At 71.0% G+C, this 18983-nt stretch carries 16 protein-coding genes; 11 read left to right on the forward strand and 5 right to left on the reverse strand.

All coding sequences use genetic code 11. The features are described from left to right. Nucleotides 1–148: 148 nt before the first annotated feature. Nucleotides 149–676, forward strand: a complete 528-nt coding sequence (locus tag DSM112329_RS14830; RefSeq protein WP_354697325.1) for a hypothetical protein — start codon at nt 149–151, stop codon at nt 674–676. Nucleotides 677–793: 117 nt separating this feature from the next. On the opposite strand, the gene DSM112329_RS14835 is transcribed toward DSM112329_RS14830, so the two are convergent. Next, nucleotides 794–1849 carry a hypothetical protein gene (locus DSM112329_RS14835; RefSeq protein ID WP_354697326.1) on the reverse strand — a complete coding sequence of 352 codons (1056 nt, stop codon included), beginning with the start codon at nt 1847–1849 and terminating at the stop codon, nt 794–796. Nucleotides 1850–1938: 89 nt separating this feature from the next. Between DSM112329_RS14835 and DSM112329_RS14840 the strand changes: the two genes are divergently transcribed. The 5 genes from DSM112329_RS14840 to DSM112329_RS14860 all read left to right on the forward strand — a co-directional run bounded on the left by DSM112329_RS14840 (nt 1939) and on the right by DSM112329_RS14860 (nt 6207). Then, entirely contained in the window at nt 1939–3633 is a 1695-nt protein-coding gene (locus tag DSM112329_RS14840; RefSeq protein ID WP_354697327.1) for a hypothetical protein, read from the forward strand. Nucleotides 3634–3896: 263 nt separating this feature from the next. Next, nucleotides 3897–4730, forward strand: coding sequence for a hypothetical protein (locus tag DSM112329_RS14845; RefSeq protein ID WP_354697328.1), 834 nt, complete (start codon nt 3897–3899; stop codon nt 4728–4730). Nucleotides 4731–5011: 281 nt separating this feature from the next. Next, nucleotides 5012–5392 (forward strand): single-stranded DNA-binding protein, encoded by a 381-nt coding sequence (locus tag DSM112329_RS14850; protein WP_354697329.1) that lies wholly within the window; start codon nt 5012–5014, stop codon nt 5390–5392. Nucleotides 5393–5439: 47 nt separating this feature from the next. After that, nucleotides 5440–5676: a hypothetical protein gene (locus DSM112329_RS14855; protein ID WP_354697330.1), complete on the forward strand. Its 237-nt coding sequence runs from the start codon at nt 5440–5442 to the stop codon at nt 5674–5676. Between the two features lie 102 nt (nt 5677–5778). Continuing rightward, entirely contained in the window at nt 5779–6207 is a 429-nt protein-coding gene (locus tag DSM112329_RS14860; protein ID WP_354697331.1) for a hypothetical protein, read from the forward strand. A 24-nt stretch (nt 6208–6231) separates the two neighbouring features. Here DSM112329_RS14860 and DSM112329_RS14865 read toward each other — a convergent pair whose 3' ends face one another. Then, nucleotides 6232–6465 carry a hypothetical protein gene (locus DSM112329_RS14865; protein ID WP_354697332.1) on the reverse strand — a complete coding sequence of 78 codons (234 nt, stop codon included), beginning with the start codon at nt 6463–6465 and terminating at the stop codon, nt 6232–6234. A gap of 943 nt (nt 6466–7408) precedes the next feature. On the opposite strand from DSM112329_RS14865, the gene DSM112329_RS14870 reads away from it, so the two are divergent. From DSM112329_RS14870 to DSM112329_RS14880, 3 genes are all read left to right on the forward strand, one after another. After that, nucleotides 7409–8089: a hypothetical protein gene (locus DSM112329_RS14870; protein ID WP_354697333.1), complete on the forward strand. Its 681-nt coding sequence runs from the start codon at nt 7409–7411 to the stop codon at nt 8087–8089. Nucleotides 8090–8517: 428 nt separating this feature from the next. Continuing rightward, the gene (gene mobF / locus DSM112329_RS14875; RefSeq protein WP_354697334.1) at nt 8518–11196 is read left to right on the forward strand and encodes a MobF family relaxase; all 2679 of its coding nucleotides are present in this window, start codon (nt 8518–8520) and stop codon (nt 11194–11196) included. After that, on the forward strand, nt 11193–11720 hold the full coding sequence (locus DSM112329_RS14880; RefSeq protein ID WP_354697335.1) for a hypothetical protein: 528 nt from the start codon (nt 11193–11195) through the stop codon (nt 11718–11720). The genes mobF and DSM112329_RS14880 overlap by 4 nt, the downstream gene beginning before the upstream one ends. A 122-nt stretch (nt 11721–11842) precedes the next feature. Here the strand turns inward: DSM112329_RS14880 and mreC are convergent, their stop codons facing one another. From mreC to DSM112329_RS14895, 3 genes are all read right to left on the reverse strand, one after another. After that, nucleotides 11843–12679 carry a rod shape-determining protein MreC gene (mreC, locus tag DSM112329_RS14885; RefSeq protein WP_354697336.1) on the reverse strand — a complete coding sequence of 279 codons (837 nt, stop codon included), beginning with the start codon at nt 12677–12679 and terminating at the stop codon, nt 11843–11845. Nucleotides 12680–12683: 4 nt separating this feature from the next. After that, the gene (locus DSM112329_RS14890; protein ID WP_354697337.1) at nt 12684–14783 is read right to left on the reverse strand and encodes a penicillin-binding transpeptidase domain-containing protein; all 2100 of its coding nucleotides are present in this window, start codon (nt 14781–14783) and stop codon (nt 12684–12686) included. Nucleotides 14784–15158: 375 nt separating this feature from the next. Further along, complete coding sequence (locus DSM112329_RS14895) at nt 15159–15563, reverse strand: hypothetical protein (protein WP_354697338.1); 405 nt, start codon at nt 15561–15563, stop codon at nt 15159–15161. Nucleotides 15564–16505: 942 nt separating this feature from the next. On the opposite strand from DSM112329_RS14895, the gene DSM112329_RS14900 reads away from it, so the two are divergent. Together DSM112329_RS14900 and DSM112329_RS14905 are read left to right on the forward strand one after the other, a co-directional pair. Beyond that, nucleotides 16506–18257 carry a DUF1963 domain-containing protein gene (locus DSM112329_RS14900; RefSeq protein ID WP_354697339.1) on the forward strand — a complete coding sequence of 584 codons (1752 nt, stop codon included), beginning with the start codon at nt 16506–16508 and terminating at the stop codon, nt 18255–18257. A gap of 202 nt (nt 18258–18459) precedes the next feature. Next, entirely contained in the window at nt 18460–18972 is a 513-nt protein-coding gene (locus tag DSM112329_RS14905; protein WP_354697340.1) for an RNA polymerase sigma factor, read from the forward strand. Nucleotides 18973–18983 lie beyond the last annotated feature (11 nt).

Genomic DNA, 18983 nt, shown 5'->3' on the forward strand with positions numbered 1-18983 from the left:
TGATGCCGCACGCCACAGTCCGCCCCCGCGGCCACGCTGTCGACCGGGCCGGTCGTGCGGACGAGCAGAGCCCGCGGCACGGGACCAGGACGCACGGCCGGCGATCACGATCTCGGGGCCACCGTTGAGGCGACAGCGGCATCACGCAGTGGCCGCGCTGCTGCTGTGCACGGCGACGACAGGCTGCGGCCGCGATCCACTCGTCGGCGGTCCAGCCCGCGCCTCCCCAATCCAGCGAGCCTTCGAAGTCCCGCCCGTCCGCGCGCAGCCGGGCGAGGCGATCATCGGCGTGCGGATCGGATCACCAGCGTCGACGGTGGTGCGCGGCCGCCGCTACGCGGCGCTCGCCGGCCAGGCGATCTCGGCCAACTTCGGCCCCAGAACATTCCCCGCGGCGCAGACACCGACCAGCACCATCTACCTGGAGGGAGCGATCTTCGGGATGCGGCGAAAGCGGGTCACGCAGATTCAGCTCTCAAGCCGCGGTAGCCGCATCGGCCGGTTCCGTGTCGGCCAGAGGCTCCGCGCCGCAGCCGCGGGCGACCCACGACTGGTCTGCCGCCCCGCAGATGCGGGCGCGCCCCACTGCACCGGCCCGGCGACCAAGGAACTTCACATCTGGCTCGGCGGCGACCCGATCAAGAGCATCACGATCTCCAGCGGCCCGATGCGCTGACACCAGACTGGCCGCCTTCGCAGTCCGCGAGGGTGCGCTGGGGGCGCCGGGCCGGCACCCGAACCCGAGACGATCTCAGCGTTCGCGGCCAGGCGGACCGGCGGCGAGCGGATGTGGCTAGCTCGCCGGCACCTCAGGCAGGCGCGGGGCGCCCGGGAGCCGCCAGACCCGCACGACCCGTCGCGTGAACGGCCCGGCATCGGTGAGCACGACGCGGCCAGCGGCCACCGGCGCGGCGGACGCCGTCGGCCGCAGCACCAGCGTGCGGCCAAGCGCGCGAGTCCCTACCTGCCGCGCCCGGGTCACGCCGCTGGGGCCGGAGGTGCTCCAGGCGATCCAGCCGCCGGTGAGCGTCCCGACCGAGCACGACGGTCGGCACGCCGAGAGCGTCAGGACACGCCGGGTGCCGCAGCGCTGCACCACCAGCGGCCCGCGCCGCGGCGTCGTCCCGATCACCCAGCCCGATGCCTCCTGGGGGCTGCGCTGCGTGAAGCCGCGGACACCGGACTGCGTCTGTCGGCGTGATGCCAGCACCGGGGCACACAGCGTCCGGGTCCGGGAGATGGTGTCAAGTGAGTCCACCGTCCGCCGCCCGAGGATCGGCGCCGTCTGCGCGACGATCCCGCGACGCGCATCCAGATCCAGCGGGTACTCAGACTTTTCACCAGGACACGAGGCGCGCACCCACCGCGTTCCAAGTCCCGTCCACGCGCCCGGGCACGGCGGCAGGTAGAACGAGGCGGGCGACGGAAGCAGCGTGGGTAGGCCCGCCGGCAGACGCACCGTCATCGTCCGAAGGTCAAGCAGCGTCGGGTAGGTCGTGACCGTCCCGGTCGTCCCGCACGTCCAGGCCAGCTGCCCGCCGCCGATCGCGGTCAGGCCGCGCCCAGCACCCGCGTCAAACGGCGCCCCGGCCCGGGCCAGGCACGCGTCCGGGACCGCGACATCGGTGAGCGTCCCGGTGCGGCCGTCCAGGATCCGGGTCGTGGACGCGTCCGGCTGCCACGCCGCCCAGCGCTCACCGTCGGCAAGAACCGCGCCGCTCACCGGTCCCAGTGTGCTCGCCCGCAGCGTCGGCGGCGCAGCACCGAGCGCTGGAGCGGCAACGATGCAGGCAAGGGGCGCCAGGGCGCCGAGGAGCCCGGCAGCGCGGCGAAGGAGCAGGCGGGGCATCGGCGATCAGAACGCTGACCCCGCCAGGGAGTTGCGCGCACCTTCCGCGCCTCGTGCGCGTTGCGACACACGTGCCGGCTCACCGCTCGATGCTTCTCACCTGTGCCGCGATCAGCGGGACGATGCTCGCGCTGCCTGCCCCCGCGCCCGCCGCACTGTTCGGTGCGCCGCAGGTGCTCGCCCCGACCGCGGCGGACGAAGACCTCGCCGTTGCGGCCGGGCCCGGCGGACGGGCGGCGGTGTCCTGGTCGCGGGCCGCCGGCCGTATCGCACTGGTCGCGGGCGCCGAGCGCCCCGACGGACTGACGGCGTTCGGAATGCCGCAGGCGCGCACTGGTGCGGCGCAGCTCGGCGACGGAAGCCACGCCAGCGCCTACGGGCCGGACGGGGTCCTGCAGAGCCTGTGGATCGGCCTCGACGGCACCTCCGCGAAGATCCAGACCGGCGACCCCGCCGCGCCGACCGTCCTCGACCGGCCGGCAGGCCCGATCAGCGTGGCGTTCGCGATCGGCGCCGACGGCACCGCCGCTGCCGTTTGGCGCACCCTGCCGACCATGCTGCTGCGCGGCGGCGTCATCCGCGTCGCGGTACGCCCGGCCGGCGGCGCGTGGTCTGCCCCGGTTGAGCTGCAGTCCTCAGACATCCTCGGCCAGCTCGCCGGGCCCCGCGTGGCCGTCGCCGGCGACGGGGCGGTCACCGTGGCGTGGGCGCAGGATGACGGCGCGGGCGACCAGGCCGTCGCCGTCCGGCACCGCCCCGCCGGCGGGACGTTCGGCCCGCCGCAGCTCGTCGCGGTGAAGGGCCCGGGGGCAGTCACGACGCTGCTGCTCATCGGCCGCCGCGACGGCACCCAGACGCTGGTGGCAAGCGAAGGCCTCTCGAGCACGCTCGAGGCCTTCGACGGCACCGCTGGCCGCTTCGGCGCGCCCACCACCGTCGGAACCACCGGCGAGTTCGGCGGTTCCGTGCAGCTCGCTGGCAACGACCGCGGCGACCTGGCGCTGGCGTTCACCGGCGGGCGGACAGCGACGCGCTACGCCCGCACCCAGCTCGCCTACCGGCCTGCCGGCGGCGCTTGGACGCAGCCCGCCCCGGTCGGGGGCTGCGGCGGTCGCCGGCGCGCGCTCGCCGTCGACGCCGGCGGCCGCACCGTCGTGGCGTACGAGCAGCGCCCTGGCGCGAGTGCCCCGGCCTCGTCCGGCACCCCAGGACCCGGGAGTCTGTTCACCGCGGTGCGCCATGCGGACGGGCAGTGGTGGGCGCCCGAGGAACTTGCGTCAGGCCACGACAGCACCGCGCCCGCGATCGCCGTCGATGATGCCGCCGGCGTCGTGCTCGCCGCACGAGTCGAAGGACGCGTGCAGGCCTACTCCGGCACGCTCGCGCCGGCCGACCCGCCCGCCACCGTCACTGAGGTCGGCTCTGAGGCCTACTGCCCGATTCCGCCGCCGGTCCCGGTCCTCCTCCCGACCGTCGCTGCCGGCGCACCGGTTGTGCGCCTGACCGCCGCCCTCGACGCACGCCGCCGACGCGCGACTGCCGCGATCCGCTGCCCCCGTGGCACGCGACGCTGCACCGGTGTGCTCGCTCTCGTTGCTCCCGGCGCACGCCGAAACCTCGTCGCCCGCCGGTTTGACCTCGCAGCGGGGCGCGCACGGAGCTTCGTCCTGACCCCGCCCCGCACCACGCGACTGCACGGGCGAACGTTCACGATCCTCGCCACGACCGCCGGCCCCGACGGGCACGCGGCCGTCGTGCGGCGCGCAGTCCGAGCTCCGAGATAGCAAGCCAACCCAGCACCAAAGATGTGCTCCGCGCCACAGCCGGCAACACCACAGAAGACACTGGCTCATGCCCGCTCCAGCGAGGCAACACGCCTGCCGTCGTAGGAGCGACGCCGCGGAGGTTAACTGTCGCCTAGGCGACACTTTTGGCGCGTTGCCGCTTGGGTGGCGAGCGGAGGTCGGGTCGCTCCCTGTCGCCCGGTAAACGGTTTTCCGCGCAGGACGACGGCCCCGGTCCGCGACCCGACTAGCCTGAGGGACCGGTGATCGGTCCGCACGCCATGCTCAGCTCGCCGGGCACTGCGGTTCCGCTGCAGGACGGCTGGTGCCTTGAGCCGAAGTGGGACGGGTGGCGGTGCCTGGTGACCGAACGGCACGGTCGCGCGGCCGCCTACTCACGGCACGGCACCGCGATCACCACCTGGCTTCCCGCGGACATGCGCAGCGCTCTGGCCGACGTCGCTGCCGGCGGCACCGTCGTCGACGGGGAGCTGGTCAAGCTCACCGCCGCAGCGGCGGGCCCCGTCGCCGACTTCGCTGGGCTGTGCCGGTGTCTGGACAGCCGCCACGGAGATGCGGCCGGACTGCACCTGGTCGTGTTCGATCTGCTTGAGCACCACGGAGCCGACGTCCGCCAGCTGCCCTGGCGGGAACGCCGTGCCCGTCTGCGCAAGCATCTGCTGCAGCGCGCCACACCCGACGGGATCGTGTCACTGATCTCCGAGCTGCCGGTCTCGCAGGCGGCGCACGATCACGCGGTCAGCCTCGGGCTGGAGGGCACCATCGCCAAGCGGGCGAGCTCGGCCTACCGCGCCGGGCGCTCACGCTCATGGCTCAAGCTCAAGGCACGGCATGAACACCCCGGCGTCGTGCTCGAGCTCGTCGACCACGACCGCGGGCCGCGTGCGCTCATCGCGTTGGACGCCGGCGGACAGAGCTGGGCGACTGCACGCAAGCACGTCACGCCCGGGCAGCACGTCACCGTGATCTGTAGTCGCCGTGACGCCGACGGCAGCCTCCGCGAAGCACGGATCGCGCCGGCCGGCCGCAAGAGCGAACCCGCCGGCGCCGCGCCGTCCCGGCAGGCTCGCGTGTAGGGAAGCTCCCCGGCCCGCCGCGCCCGGACCCACCCGACGGTGCGCCTCAGTCCTCCCGAGCGGCCGAAGCGAGCAGCCTGCCGGGACCCCGCTGCCAGGGTGACGCGAAGCAGCGGTTCTGACGTGCGGCCGGACCACGGACCTCCGAGCTCCGCGTCTGTCACGCACGGCGCCGTCGCCTGCGCGCAGCGACGACGTGACCGCTTGGGTGCGCGCGGACGGTGTGTGGGTTCGCCTTCTGGGCAAACCGCCACTCCCGGCGGCAACACCAAAGGAGTCTGATGTCCAGTCCCGCAAACCACGTCCAGCTGATCGGCCGGCTGACCGCCGACCCCAACCTCCGCACGAGCCCGAGCGACAAGGCGATCTGCGAGATGCGCCTCGCCGTCGACGGCCTCGGCGGCAAAGATACCGTCGGCTACATCAACGTCTCGTGCTGGAACGCCGCCGGCGAAGCGTGCGCCCGCCAGCTGACCAAGGGCTGGGCTGTCGCCGTCTGCGGCGAGTTGCGCATCGTCCCGTGGCGGACTGAGCAACGCTCCGGCACCGACGTCGCGATCCCGTTCGCCAGCGTCAAGTTCCTCACCGCCCCGCGCACCCGCACGGAGAACCCGGTGTCCGACCCGGCCCCTGAGCAGACCGCCGCCGAGGTGCGCTTCTGACCGTGGCGCCGGGCGCCCCGGCGCCCGGCGACCCACCCACCTGCACCATGCCATCTGCCCTTCCCCACCGCCAGCTGGCTGCGGCAACGCGCGAACTTCACGCTGCCAGCGACCTCCTCGCCGGCGTGCACTACCGCGTTCAGGACCTCAGCCACGAGCTGCGCGTTCCCATGCCCGCTGTCCTGGCCACGCTCGGTCACCTCGCCCAAGTCACGCTCACCCTCCACGACCAGCTCATCGCCGCCGAGCAGGCCAGCCGCGCAGCCGCGACCGCCGACCCTTAGCCACGCGCCCGCCGCAGGCTGCGGCAATTCTGCGCCGGGCAAGCACCAAGACCGTCCCCTCCCGCCCGGGGCCTACCGCGGCGGCGTAGACATGGATCGACCATGCCTCGCCGCCGTCCGACCGTCCCGCCGCCACTGCCCGACCTGCTGTGCGCACGGCTGCCGTTTGAGAGCCCGGCGCCCTGGCTTACCCGGCAGCTGCTGCGCCGTGCTGAAGCCGCCGCCCAACAGCACACTGTCCTGACGTCGGCCGAACACGCTGCCCTGCACCGCCTGCACGACGCCCTCACGCTGATCTGCCAGGCGGAGGACCTCCTCATCGAGGCCGGCCTCGAACCGGTCGCCACGCGGGTCCTGAGCTACTCCCCGGGAGACATCATCCTCGGGCTGCTCTGGCGCATCCCCGCCGCCGGACCCGAGGCCTACGGCGTGCAGCGCTGCCGCCTGATCAACGACACCGTCACCCTCCTGGAAGCCGACAGCGGCCTGCGCGTCGACGTCGCATGGCCCCGCTACCACGAGCTGCGCTGACCGGCGACCGGCACCCGGCTGCCGCTACTGCACGCTAGAGCGCGATACGTGAGCTGGGACCTCGATGCGCTCATCGTCAACGAAGCTGACCGTCCCGTCCTCAAGCCGCACCCGGTAGCTCAAGATCGCCCGCGTGCCCGCCGGAAGGCCGCGGGTGAACCGCGGCACGCGGCGCCTGTCTACGAGCTCTACGACCGTGACGTACTGCTCGTGGACGAACGAGTAGATGCGATCTCCCGGATTCAGCAAGATCGGCACAGCCTTTCACAGCCTATGGCGGGCGCCGACAAGTTTGGTTCCACACCCCGACAACCGCGACAGAGCGCGACGCCTGGTCGCCGCAGCGAATGTGGGAGGCACCCGCTCCGCTGGAGACGAAGGCGAGTCCGACTGCTGGCGCTGGCAGCATCACGCACCGTGACACGCGTCGTTGACCGCAACCCCGCAAGATCATGCTGTGCGTGCCTGCGCTCGTGGCCTGACCCGCGTACCGCCGGTTACGGCTGGGACCCGACGGCGAACGGCTGGCGCTGCCCGGACTGCAGCCGCCGGCGTCGCGCCCGAGTTGACGCCGGCGCCCGCGTGCTTCTGGCGCAGCGCGAGGACTGGTGGCAGCACACCACCGTCGAACGCGGGGCACGGCCGTGCCTGTGGTCAGAGGCAGTCCTGCGGGCCACCGACATCAAGCTCAGCGCCCCCAACCGCTAAGGCTCAGCGCATTTTCGAACCCCGCAGCGGTCTGCCGGTCGGGCCTGGGACGCGGTCGCCGTCTTGAGCTCGTGCCACGCGGTCCGCACTCGCGGCGAGGTGCTGCGTGCAGAGCACACATGCCTCCCAGTACCGCACCCGCGACGCTGCGCGACCTCGGAGGTTTGCAGGCGTCAGTAGCGCGCGTGGCTGACAGACTGGGCTCATGCGCTCGTCGATGGCGATGGTTGTCGTGCTCGTCGGGGCTACGCTGGCCGGCTGCGGCGAGGCAGCGGACCCTCCGGTGTACGCAGACGACCTCCCGCCCGCGGCGCGAGGCTTCGCGCCCGCTGTGCGGACAATCGATGACGCCCTCGGGCCGGTCGGCTTCGTCGCTGCGGACGCCGGAGCGGTGGTGTGGAGCGCCCCGCGCGCCGGCGGCATGAGCCTGCTGGCTCGGGCGACCCCGAGGGCAGGGACACGGGAACTGGTGCCTCGGTTCGAGACAAGCGTCGTGAGCGACGGCGCCTTCGACGTCGGCCGCGGGTCTCGCGGCCGGGCCGTCGTCGTCTGGACCCAGGGCTGCGATGGCCCTGGCCGCTGCCTGGTGCAGTCCGTTGCGCTGACAGGTGGCCGCCCGCGCACGATCGCGCGCCTGCCGGACGGTGCCCGCTCGCCGGTCGCGATCGACGGCACCTCCCTGGTCTATGTGGCGGACGCGGCCGGCTGCAACGAGCTGCGCCTGCTGACGCTGCCCGGCGGCCCCGATAGTTCCCTCGGTCGCGGTACCTGCGGCAGTGTTCTGCAGGTCGACGTTGACGGGTCGTTCGTCGCGGCCGCGGTGTCGACCGAGCCGCCCGGAGACGAGGACAGCTTCCCGAGCGAAGCGTGGCTCAGCGACGTGCGAAACGGCGGCGTGCGTATCGCCCAGGTCGAGGACGCCGGCTACAGCGGACCAGACCAAATCACGCAGGTCATGCTCGACCGGGGCGCGCTCTTCACAACGCGCCTCGGCGACAGTGGCGACCAGCTCGTGCGGATTCCCGTGAACGGTGGAGCCGCCACCCGGACGCGTGTCGCCGGCTCCTCCCCCGCGGTCGTCGCGCGGGACGCCGGGACCACCTACGTCATTGACGCGGTCAAAGAGGGTCGCCGCTCGGCGCTCCTGCAGTACCGGCTGGACACCGGACGCTGAGCGCCGTCCCCCGCGCGGGCGGGGCGGCGGCGGGGAGCTTTCGCCTGACCACCCCGTGTCGTCCTCCAGATCGCCTGCATGTCAGTTCCACGCTACGGCACGGTCTAGTGGCCTTCGCCGCTGTCTGCAGTTCACCGGCCCACCGACCGTCAGTTCCTCTCTAGTGCCCCAGCCCGAGCTCTGAGTGACGCCGAGGCGGCAAGGACCGTGGCCTCCGGGACGACCGCAGCCGCCCGCCACCCGAGCGAGAACCCGAGGCCAACACACGGACAGGCCCGACCTACAGCCCTTCGTGCTGACCGGCTAACGGCGACAGCAAAAGCAAGAACAGACTAAATGCACGAGGTGCCGCGTACTGCAAACGACTCCACCGCAGTGCGCACCCGGCGGCGCCCGTGACGCATGCCGGGCATGAGAAATCTCTCCCGATGGGCACGCCCGCGACCCGGTGGCCGGCGATGATGACGGTGCGGTCGATCGCTGCTGACGGCGTCGGCGACTACGCCGACTACCTGGACTCAAAGACCGTCGCCCCGGACCGCGGCGACTACTACCTCGGCCGCGACGGTGAGCCTGTCGAGGCTGCGGGCCGGTGGCTGACCCGACCGGACGCCCTCGAGGCGCTCGGCGTTGACACGGCCGCTGCCGTTCGCCGCGAGGACCTCGTCGCGCTCATGCAGGGACGCCGCCCGGGCACTGAGGAGTTCCTCCGCGCGGCGGGCCCGACCGGCAGCCGCAACGCCGGAGTCGACGTCGTGCTGTCTGCCCCGAAGTCCGTCAGCGTCGCCTGGGCGCTCGCCGGGACCGAGCAGCGCGCGGCGATCGAGGCCGTTCACCAGCAGGCGGTACAGCGGACCTTTGCGTTCATCCAGGCCACCGTCCCGCTCACGACCGAACGCGCCGGTGATCGCAATGCGCCGACGACCGCCCGTGACCTGCACGCCGCCGAGTTTCGGCACTCGACCGCCCGCGGCCTGCACGGTCGTGTCCCGGATCCGCAGCTGCACTCCCACCTCGTCGTCACCAGCGTCACTCGCAAGGACGGGAAGATCGCCGCAGTTCGCGACCGGGCGATGTACCGCGCCGCACGCGAAGGCGGCGCCTACTACCGCGCCGCGCTCGCCGAAGGCCTGGCCCGCGCCGGTTACGACATCGAGGCCGGGACGGGGAGGCATGGCCGCTACTTCGAGCTGGCCCGTGTGGACGAGGCCGCCCGCGAAGCGTTCAGCGGCCGCGGCAAGGAGATTCAGCGCCTCATCCACCAGCTCGAGGCGCGGGAAGGACGACGGCCAAGCCACCAAGAGCTGCAGCTGATCAAGGTCAGTAGCCGGCAGGGCAAGACCCCGCACACCACTCGTGATCTGACGGACGCCTGGAAGCAGACCGCTCGCGAGCATCGCCAGCAGCCCGTGCGGCCCCGCGCCCGGCCGCGAGACTTCAGCGACACCGACCCGCAATGGGGCCAGCGCGTCGAGCGTGACCTCACCCGCGAGCGCGCGACGTTCGCCGTCCGCGAGCTGCGCGCGACCGCCCTGGAGCAGGCCGCCGGAACCCTCAGCCCGGACACGGCCCTGCGCCGAGTCCACGAGCTCATCGTGGCGGGCCGGCTGATCGCGCTTGAGAACCGCAAACTCACCACCCGCACCCTGCGCCGGCTCGAGCTCTCCATCACCGAAAACACCCAGGCCATGAGTCGCCCCTCAGACGACCGCAGCCCCGCTGCCGAACGCATCCTGACGGCCGCCCGCGACCAGGTCAGCGAGCGTCTCGGCGCACCGATGTCTCATGAGCAGGAGCGCGCGCTTCGGGCGCTGACCGGCCCTGAGCGCATCGCGGCCTTGGAGGGCCAGGCCGGCACCGGCAAGGGGGTGGTCATCGACGCGGTCGCCCGCGCTGAACGCTTCAGTGGCCGGCGTGTCCTCGGCGTCGCGCTCGCAGGCGCAACCGCGCAGCGCCTCGGCGAGGACTCCCCCGCGCTCTCCGGCCACACCACCACCATCGCCTCGCTCCTCGCCCGCCACGACCAGAGCGGCCAGGAACTCGACGCGCAGACCACCGTCGTCCTGGACGAGGCCGGGATGGTCGACACCCCCACCCTCGCCGCCCTTGTCGGGGCCGCGCACGACTGCGGCGCGAAGCTGATCGCGGTCGGTGACGGCAAGCAGCTCCCGGCAATCGGGCCCGGCGGCATGTTCGACCAGCTCACTAAAGCCGCATCCAAAGCCACGCTCGCGACCGTCCGGCGCACCCAAGACGCCGACGAGCGCCGTGCGTGGCGCGCGCTTCGCAGCGGGTCGCCAGCCCGCGCCCTCGCGCACTACCTCGCCCGCGACCAGCTCCACCTAGAGAAAAGCCGCGACCAGGCGCTGCTCGCTGCCGCCAGCCGCTACCACGAGCTCTCGCAACAGCACGGCATTACCCGCGTTGCCCTGATGAGCGACGGGCCGACGAGCGAGATCGACCGGCTCAACGCCCGCGTGCAGCACCTGCGCGCCGAGCGCGGCGAGCTCACCGGCCAGCCCGTCACGCTCACAAGCACCGACGGGCCGAGCTACGCACTGCGCGCCGGTGACCTCGTCGTCTGGCGGCAGATCCAGCGGATCCCCGGCGACGCCCGGATCGAGAACGGCACCCGCGGCATCATCACCACCACCCGACCGCAACACGACGAGGTCGAGGTAAGCCTCGTCGGGTCTAAGCGAACCGTCACGATCACCGGACAGGACGACCTGGACGGCCTACGCCTGGGCTACGCGCAGCACCTCGTGCGCCAGCAAGGCGCCACCGTCGACCGGGCAGTCGCGGTCACCGGCGGCTGGCAGACCAGCCGCGAAGCCAGCTACGTGCAGGCCTCCCGCGCCCGCCAGGGCATCGACTGGCACATCGCCAAAGACCAACTCGGCGAGGCCGGCACCGACACCGAACGCCTGCAGCGGCTCGCCGACCGCATGACCAAAAGCCAGGCCAAGACACCGAGCATCGTCCATCGGGACGGGCCGCCACCGATCGATCTCATCGCCGGCGCGAACCTCCTACACCACGCGTTGCCGGACATCGCGCTTCGACCACGGCCCGCCGCTGCTCCGGACCGGAGCGTCGAGCGATGAGCCGTCGGCTGCAAGTCCGCGTCTCAGAAGAGCAGTACGAGGCACTCGCCGCGCTTGCGACGCTGCGACACCTGAAGACCGGCACACTCGCCGTGGTGATCCTCGCCGAACACCTGCAGTCCGTCGCGAGTGGGCCGCCCTCGCCACCTCCCGCCGCCGCGGACCCGATGCCCAGCCCGCCGCCCGCGCCAGCCACCCAAGCGGCGTGGCTGCAGCGCGACCGAGGCAGCGAATGGCTCCAGGAGATCTGGGACATCGCCCAGCAACTGCGCGAGTGGTATCCCGATCTTCACGATGCGACCCGCGATGACTGGCACAGCGACCGCTTCAGCCGCGACGGCGTCTTTGCTCTAGCCATCTGGCGAAAGCAACTCGACGAAGCCGCGGAGAACGACCCACGACTTGAGCTGCAGTGGCTTGCCGCCCTCCGCGACTTCAGTCGCAACCATGAAGAACACCGCCGCTGCCGCCCGACGCCGGGACGACAGCAGCTTCCGGTAGCCCAGAATGCTCGCGATGTCTAACGGTCGAGTGTTGACCTGCGCTTGCTACTCGATCGCTCAACGGCCTGGCGTCGGCTACGCAGAGCAAGACCGGCAGGACTCACGCAACGGCGCGCGAGTTTCGGGCCTGCCTGAGGGGAACGTCATCGCGGGCTGCGAGTTAGAACCACGACGTGCTCAAGCGTGCGGACGTCGACGATGGGGCGAACGTGAATGCGCTGGGTGTCGCTTCCCGGCTGCTCAAGCCGGCTCACCTGACCGAAGGCGACATTCGGCGGGTAGATCGACGGCAGGCGCGCGCCTGGGGCCGTGCCCCGCGTAATCAGCACCGCGCCCACGCGCACGTCTGCTCGCGGGTCGGTGGCGCGGAACAGCAGGTCGAGGGGATTGTTGCCCATGCGTGAGACCGCACCGACGATGTCGGTGCCGCGAACGCGAGCTTGGATCCCTAGGCCTTTGCTGGTGAGCAGCGAGATCCTCGCGGTCTCCGCGGTGACCGCGTCGACCTTTCCAACGATGCCGCCGGCAGTCACGACGGGCTGTTCGACCCGGAGGCCAGACGCCGAGCCCTTGTTGATCGTGACCTGGTCGTAGAGCCTGGTGCCGCCGGTGAGGATCACGCGGGCCCGCACCGGTCCGAGGCTGTCAAGGCCAGCCGAGTCGATCGTCCTTGCGATCGCGGCCGAGGTCTTGGTCTTTCGCAGCGCCGCCTGCAGCGCGATGTTCTCGCGGCGGCGCCGGTTTCGATCTGCAGCCAAATCGTCGTTACTGCCTTTGGCATCCCACGTCGCCGACACCCAGTCACGCAGGTCACGAGCCGGTTTCAGCGATCCGCTGGCGATGTCGCCGACCGAGGAGAAGCCGCGGCCGATCGAGCCTGAGCTGCCTGCGCCGGCGAACGACAGCGTGAGCAGCACGGCGCAGGCGACCAGGATCACGGCAAGGACGGCCCTGCGCCGCCAGATGGTGCGATGGTCCACGCCGCTATTTGGTTTCGCTTGCGCCGCGAACGACCGCGGCCTTGACACCGAACCAAGCGGAGAGAATCAGGCGGGCGATCGGCGCGGCGGTGTCGGCGCCGAAGCGGCCCTTCTCGGCGGTGACCACGACGACGATCGGTTTGCGCTCGGGAGACCGATCGTAGGAGTAGGCCACGTACCAGGACTGGTCGATGACCTGTGCGACGTTCTCGGCCGTGCCGGTCTTTCCGAAGATCGGAAAACGCTTCTGGTTCCACGGCGGGGTGGAGTTGCTGAACACGTCCGCGGAGGTGCCGCCGGGCTCGCTGGCCGAGCGGTGCAGGCCATCCATGATCGCGCTACGAAACGCGGCTGGGATCTTGATCTTGCGGCTCTTCTCGGCTGGGATCGGCTGCAGGACGGCGCCGGTATCGTCGATGACCTTGGAGCCGAGGTGGGGCCGGACGATGCGGCCGCCGTTGGCCAGGGCGGCGTAGGCGACCGCGAGCTGCAGGGGGTTGGTCTGCAGCGCTCCCTGGCCGACAGCGAGGTTGACCGCCTCGCCGAGGGTGAAGGGCCCGACGTCATACAGGCCGCAGTTTCGGGTGCCGGCGACGTCGCTTGGGGCCGACAAGGGAATCTTGTTTTTCTTGCGGCAGTCGATCTCGATCTGTCCTACGCGCCTGCGCCATGCGGCGTCAGGGACGTTGCCCTTGGTCTCTCCGCCGAGGTCGTTTCCAGTGATGCGGCCGAACCCGAGGCGCCGCGCCCATTTCTGTAGCGGCTCGCCTCTCTTCTCGAAGAGACGCAGCCCGAGGTCGTAGAAGAACGTGTCGGAGGAGACCTTCAGCGCCGTCGCGACGTTGATCTCGCCGTTGCCCTTGCCACCGCCGGAGTTACACGCCCTGCGTTTGTCGCCGCCGAACACGATGCAGCCCGTGTCCGCGTATGTGCTTGAGGGGGTGATGAGGCCCTCGTCGAAGCCGGCGAGAGCGGTGACGATCTTGAACGTCGAGGCGGCCGGATACAGCGACTGCGACACCCGGTCAAGCAGCGGACCGGCGCTGCCGTCCTTCGGCTCGAAGATCGCCTTATAGCGCCGGTCGCTGATCGGCCTGGCCAGCAACGTCGGGTCGTACGTGGGAAACGAGCCCGTAGCGAGGATCGCGCCGTTGCGCGGGTCCAGCGCGACGAAAGCGCCGTCCAGGTTGCCGGCGACACGCCGGTACGCGGCGTCTGCCGCTTTCTGAAGGTCCAGGTCGAGCGTGAGCTGCACCCCACGGCCCGGGGTCGGCTCGATGACCCTGCCGTTGCCGCGCGGATTGCCCTGCGCATCGACACGGAGCGTCTGACGGCCATCGGTGCCGCGCAGATAGTCGTCGAAAGCAGCCTCCACGCCGCTGCGTCCGATGACGGTGCCCGGCCTGACCTTCCGCTCCCGGTAGTAGCGCTCCTTGAGCTGCTCGGGGGAAATCTGGTTCGTCGTCCCGAAAATCTGCGCCGCCAGGGACCGCTGCGGATATGCACGCAGGAGCACCTGCGGTGTCTCGACCCCGGGGAACTGCTTCGGCCGCTCGAGGATGAACCCGGCGACGTCCTCTGGCAAGTTGGCCTTGATCGTGACCGGGGCGTAGCCCGCGAGAAATAGCCCGCGGATGATGCGTTCCTGAATCGTCGCCACACGCATCCCGAGCGTGCGGGCGAGGCGCTGCACGCGCGGCGCGAAGTCAGGCGGCACCGCCGGGATCGAGATCTCGGGGCCTTGCCGGCGCTTCGAGAGCTTCGCGCGCTCGATGACCTTGTCGCCGTAGTCGGCGGCGGCTTCTTTCTCGCTGGCCGGCAGCGAGTCCGGGCGCAGGCGTGCGACAACCGCTGCGGTGTTCTGCACCAGCGGTTCGCCGTTACGGTCGACGATCGAGCCGCGCGCGGCGGGGAGCGTCTCGACGCGGCTGCGGTTGCTGTTGGCCTGGACACGGTACGAGTCGCCGTCGAGGACCTGCAGGTACCACAGGCGAAAGAACAGCACCGAGAAGAGCAAGAACGCGACCAGCCCCACGGCGCTGATGCGCAGCGCCAGCTGCGGCGAGACCGCCGGCCGCCGATCGCCAGGGACCGGATCGATCACCGTCGACCTTCCAGTCCATGGGCGCGCGCGGGCATCATGAAGTAGGTAGTCGACGCAGCTCCGAGTGTGACGGATGCACGAAGAGTTTCGTCTCGCCGCCAGCCTCGTGCGAGATCGGCAGATCCAAGAAGGACATCCGACGCGTGACGAATGACCGCTCAGCATGCGAGCGTGCCTCGAGGTCCCAGCAGAGGCCGGTCATGCCCGCGCGCCCGCAAGCTCCCGCCGGCATGGCTAGGGAGTTGAGGTTTCGGCGCGCTGCCGCGCCAGTCCGGGAGCACGCGGCGTGCGTGCCTCGCTTTCCCTGCCCCTCGCCCAGGTAGCCGACAAGGCCGCTGAGCGCGCCGGTCGCACGCCGGCTGCGGCTGGGTCAGGTCACTCGGGGCACTGCATCGGGTACCGCGTCGTCGGATACCGCTGCAGCTTGCGCGCGTCCCGCGGGCGCAGCGCTGTTACGCGAAGCCGTCGGAACACCCGGATCGCGCCGCACGTCCCAACCACGTCCACACGCACCTTCACGGGGATCCGCGCACGTTCGTAGAAGTCGCCGTAATCGAAGATGCCCGTAGCGATCGCCGACTTCTCGCCCCAGAACGACCAGCGCAGCCTGATGTACCCGCCGTGGGCGCCCTGCCCTAGCGTCGTCGGCTTGTAGCTCAGCTCGTTGCGCAAGTAGTTCGGTAGCAGCGTGTATGGCGACGTCGCGGACGCGATCGCCGGGACCGCCAGCAGGACGGCCACTACGGCAGCGACGACCATCGAGCGAACGCGGACAGTCATGCGAACACCTCGCACATTCGAAGGTCCCGCGCCACAGACCGCGGGATTCGCGCGGGGATATCCGAGCACGGCCCGCCCGTGTCGCCCGATCCTTGGAACACCATCCGCCATCGACCCTCAGACTTGTGCGCCGCGATCTGCCCGTTGCCTTGCGGGCACCCGCGTCGGTTCGTCAGGACGACCTTCGCCCACCTGGTGCTAACGGTCGAGAGCGTCACGCGCGTGCATATCGTCGACCGTGCCGGCTTGCTCACCGTGGCACGCGTGACCGCACCGTGCTCCTTCGCGGTCGCCTTGCGCACGGCGTTCGCTGGCGAGGACGCACCCAGCAACGCCGTGACCGCAGCACCGGCTATCCACAGCTTCGTCATCTCATGACTCCCACTCGCCGTTCCGGTCTGCGCACCCGTCGCTACGCGCGAGCGGGGAACGTCGTCGCCTATCGCCTCAGTCAGCCGGGCGCCAGACAGATTCTCTAGCTGACGCCAGCCCAAACCCTTGCCCACCTCGGCTCACCCAGCCGCGACCTTACCGCGCGACTCAAGTCGGCAGGCCGCGAATGCGCGCTGCCACGGCTGACCAGACCCTTTCCTCCGTCGCCGCGAGCCACTCGCCTCGCGCAGCGAGCCGGCGCAACCGCACCGAGGTTGCGCGGGGCGCTCAGGCTACGGTCCGCGTATGAGTGACGAGGTCGAGGTAGTCGTGACAGTCGCGGGGCCGCGAGGTCCCGGAGTCGTGCGCAGCCGGGGGACGTTCTGGCTCACGGACGACGTGTCGCGTGGCGGCGCCTCGGGCCTAGAGGACTGCTCGGTGGTCCGGCAAGGGACGGCGGACGGGCGAACGATCGTGGGCGGCCTACTGCCCCGCGGCGCGGCCCGAGCGATCGTGACCGATGCACGCGGGAACCGCCACGATGCCGTCACGGGTCACGAAGCTTGGGCGATGGTGCTCGACGAGCACTACGACCGGCAGCTGCCGGCGGTGGCTTACAGAGACGCGGTCGGGGCGCTCGTCCGGCCGGCGGTCCCGGCGGCGTGGACGCCGGAACCAGTGATCGACGCGACCGAGGTGTGCCCGGCCTGCGGGGCGCACGTGTGGGAGCAGATCACCGCCGATGACTACTCCAGAGGTGCGTACGGAACCAACGACGCCGACATGCAACCGACACCATTTGTCGTCTGTGGTGCGTGCGGTCACGAGGAAGCCACAGTGTCGTTCTTCGCGCTGCCAGAAGAGGATCCGGACGCCGAGCCGCCCAGTCCCGACACCGTCGCCCGGTGGAAGGCCGAAGCCGTATCGCGGGCGCGCGAGGACCTTCGTGAACGCCTATCCGAGCTCGCGTTCACGCCGCGCGTGGTCGTTGGCCTCCCGATGGTGGCAACCGGATGGGGCGGGTCTGATGGTCGGGTGACCGAGCTGGTGACGCGTTACGGCGCTTCGGATTCGACGCCGTGGATGGAAGTCCGTGATGCCGAAAGCAGCCCGCTGTCCGAAGAGCCTGACGCCGTCGCGCAGGACGCGCTGGAGTCCATACTGAAGACGAACGAGCCGTGGCCTCGACGCTCCGAAGCCGCGCTGGCCCTGTGGCTCAGTGCTCGCGATCGCGACGCCACGCAGGCCGCAGCGTCAGCGTCCGTGAGCGTCATCTCACTCCCAGTCGACGGCGTGGCCAGCGGCTTCGGCCTGCGCCGGCTCGGCGCCCGCTGGGCTGCAGCGGCAGCGATCGGCACCGGGCGCCGGCGCCGATGGCTGATCCTCACCTGCGACGGGCTCGACGCCGCCGGTCTCGAGCTGCGCACGGTGCAAGACCCACTTGCACTGCTCCCGATGCAGACGCCAGAAGCCGAGGATGCCACGATCGCCTACGCGCCGTTGAACGAGCCGGTGCCAGCGTCCGGTGGGGACCGAGTCAGCCAGCTTGCGCGAGATGGGTCGCTAGCGCGTGTCGCCGCCGAGCTTGCGGCACTCGCCCGGCCGACCCTTGCACTGATCGCGACCTCGACGGCGTCCCGCACCGGGGAGACCCGTGTCGGCGGGGCGCCTGATCTTCCCCCGGGCACGCCGTGGCCGCGATTCGACGGCGAACACGGCGACATGCCGTTCACGTTCCTCGCCCAGGTCGCCCTTGACGAACTTCCTGGTGACGTCTGGCCCGGTCCCCGGTCCGGCCTGCTGTGCATCTTCGGCGCGATCGACGCGGACAATCTGAGTATCGATCGGCCTCAAGGTGCCGCCCTGATCCACGTCCCGGCCGGCGTGCCAGTCAGCCGCGCCGCCGTCCCGCCCGACCTCGCTCCCGAACTTCTAACCGAGGCACGGCCGGCGACGATCACGACTCACCTCTCGGTGCCGGGAGCATCGGTATCCGTCTCCCCGCCGCTGCGCGCCCTCGGACTGGCCGACGAGGACGACATGCTGAACGATGAGGACCAGGAAGCCCTCGACGAGCTGCAGGAAGAGCTCGCCCCCGAGGGGCACGAGCTCGGCCAGATCCTCGGCTGGCCCAAGCTCATGCAGCACGATCCGCTGGAAAGCCTCCAGCTTCAAGCGAGCGACGACCCGCACCCCTATGACGACTGGTCAATGCTGCTCCAGGTCGACCGCGACGGCACTCTGCTCACCGTCGGGCTCCTGACCACCGACCTTATCGCTGGCAATCTGACCATCGCCGAAGCGACCGTCGACTTCGACTAGCGGCTCCCGGCGGATCTCATGCCGCGGACAACCGAACGGTCGAGCGGACTTCCGCCAAGCCGTGCGCCTCACAGCGGGCCGCACTGCGCAACACTCCGCTGGTCCCGGCCGACGGCGCTGCGACCGTTGAGGCGCGGGATCGTCGACCCACGGTCACATGAGCCGACGTAAGGAACGGGGCCATGACGGACATGACGCTGATGTGAGCACGGCGCAGATCGAGCAGCTGTTCAGCGCACATGCGCAGGACGTGCTCGCGTACGCCCGGCGCCGGACCGACGCGGCATCAGCGGATGACGTTGTTGCAGACGTCTTTGCCACCGCCTGGCGGCGAGCGGACGTGATCCCGGAAGCCGACCCGCTGCCGTGGCTGTACGCCGTCGCCCGCCGCGTCCTTGCCAACCAGCGACGCGCGGCAGGCCGACGAGCAGCGCTGTCTGACGTTCTTGGCGTCCTGGCCCGGACACGCGAGCCTCCTGCTCCACACCAGAGCCTGCCGGTGCTCGAGGCGCTCGCCGCCCTCTCGCCCGCCGACCGCGAGCTGCTGATGCTCACTGCGTGGGAGGGCCTTGACGCTGCCCAGGTCGCGACCGTCCTGGGCTGCTCAACCGGCGCCGTCCACACCCGGCTTCACCGTGCCCGCCGACGACTTGAGCACGAGCTTCAGCGGGCAGGAGCCGCTCCCTACCCCACGCCGGAGGCCCACGCGCCATGACGAACGCCCTT

The sequence above is a fragment of the Paraconexibacter sp. AEG42_29 genome (assembly GCF_040581415.1).
Taxonomy (GTDB): domain Bacteria; phylum Actinomycetota; class Thermoleophilia; order Solirubrobacterales; family Solirubrobacteraceae; genus Paraconexibacter.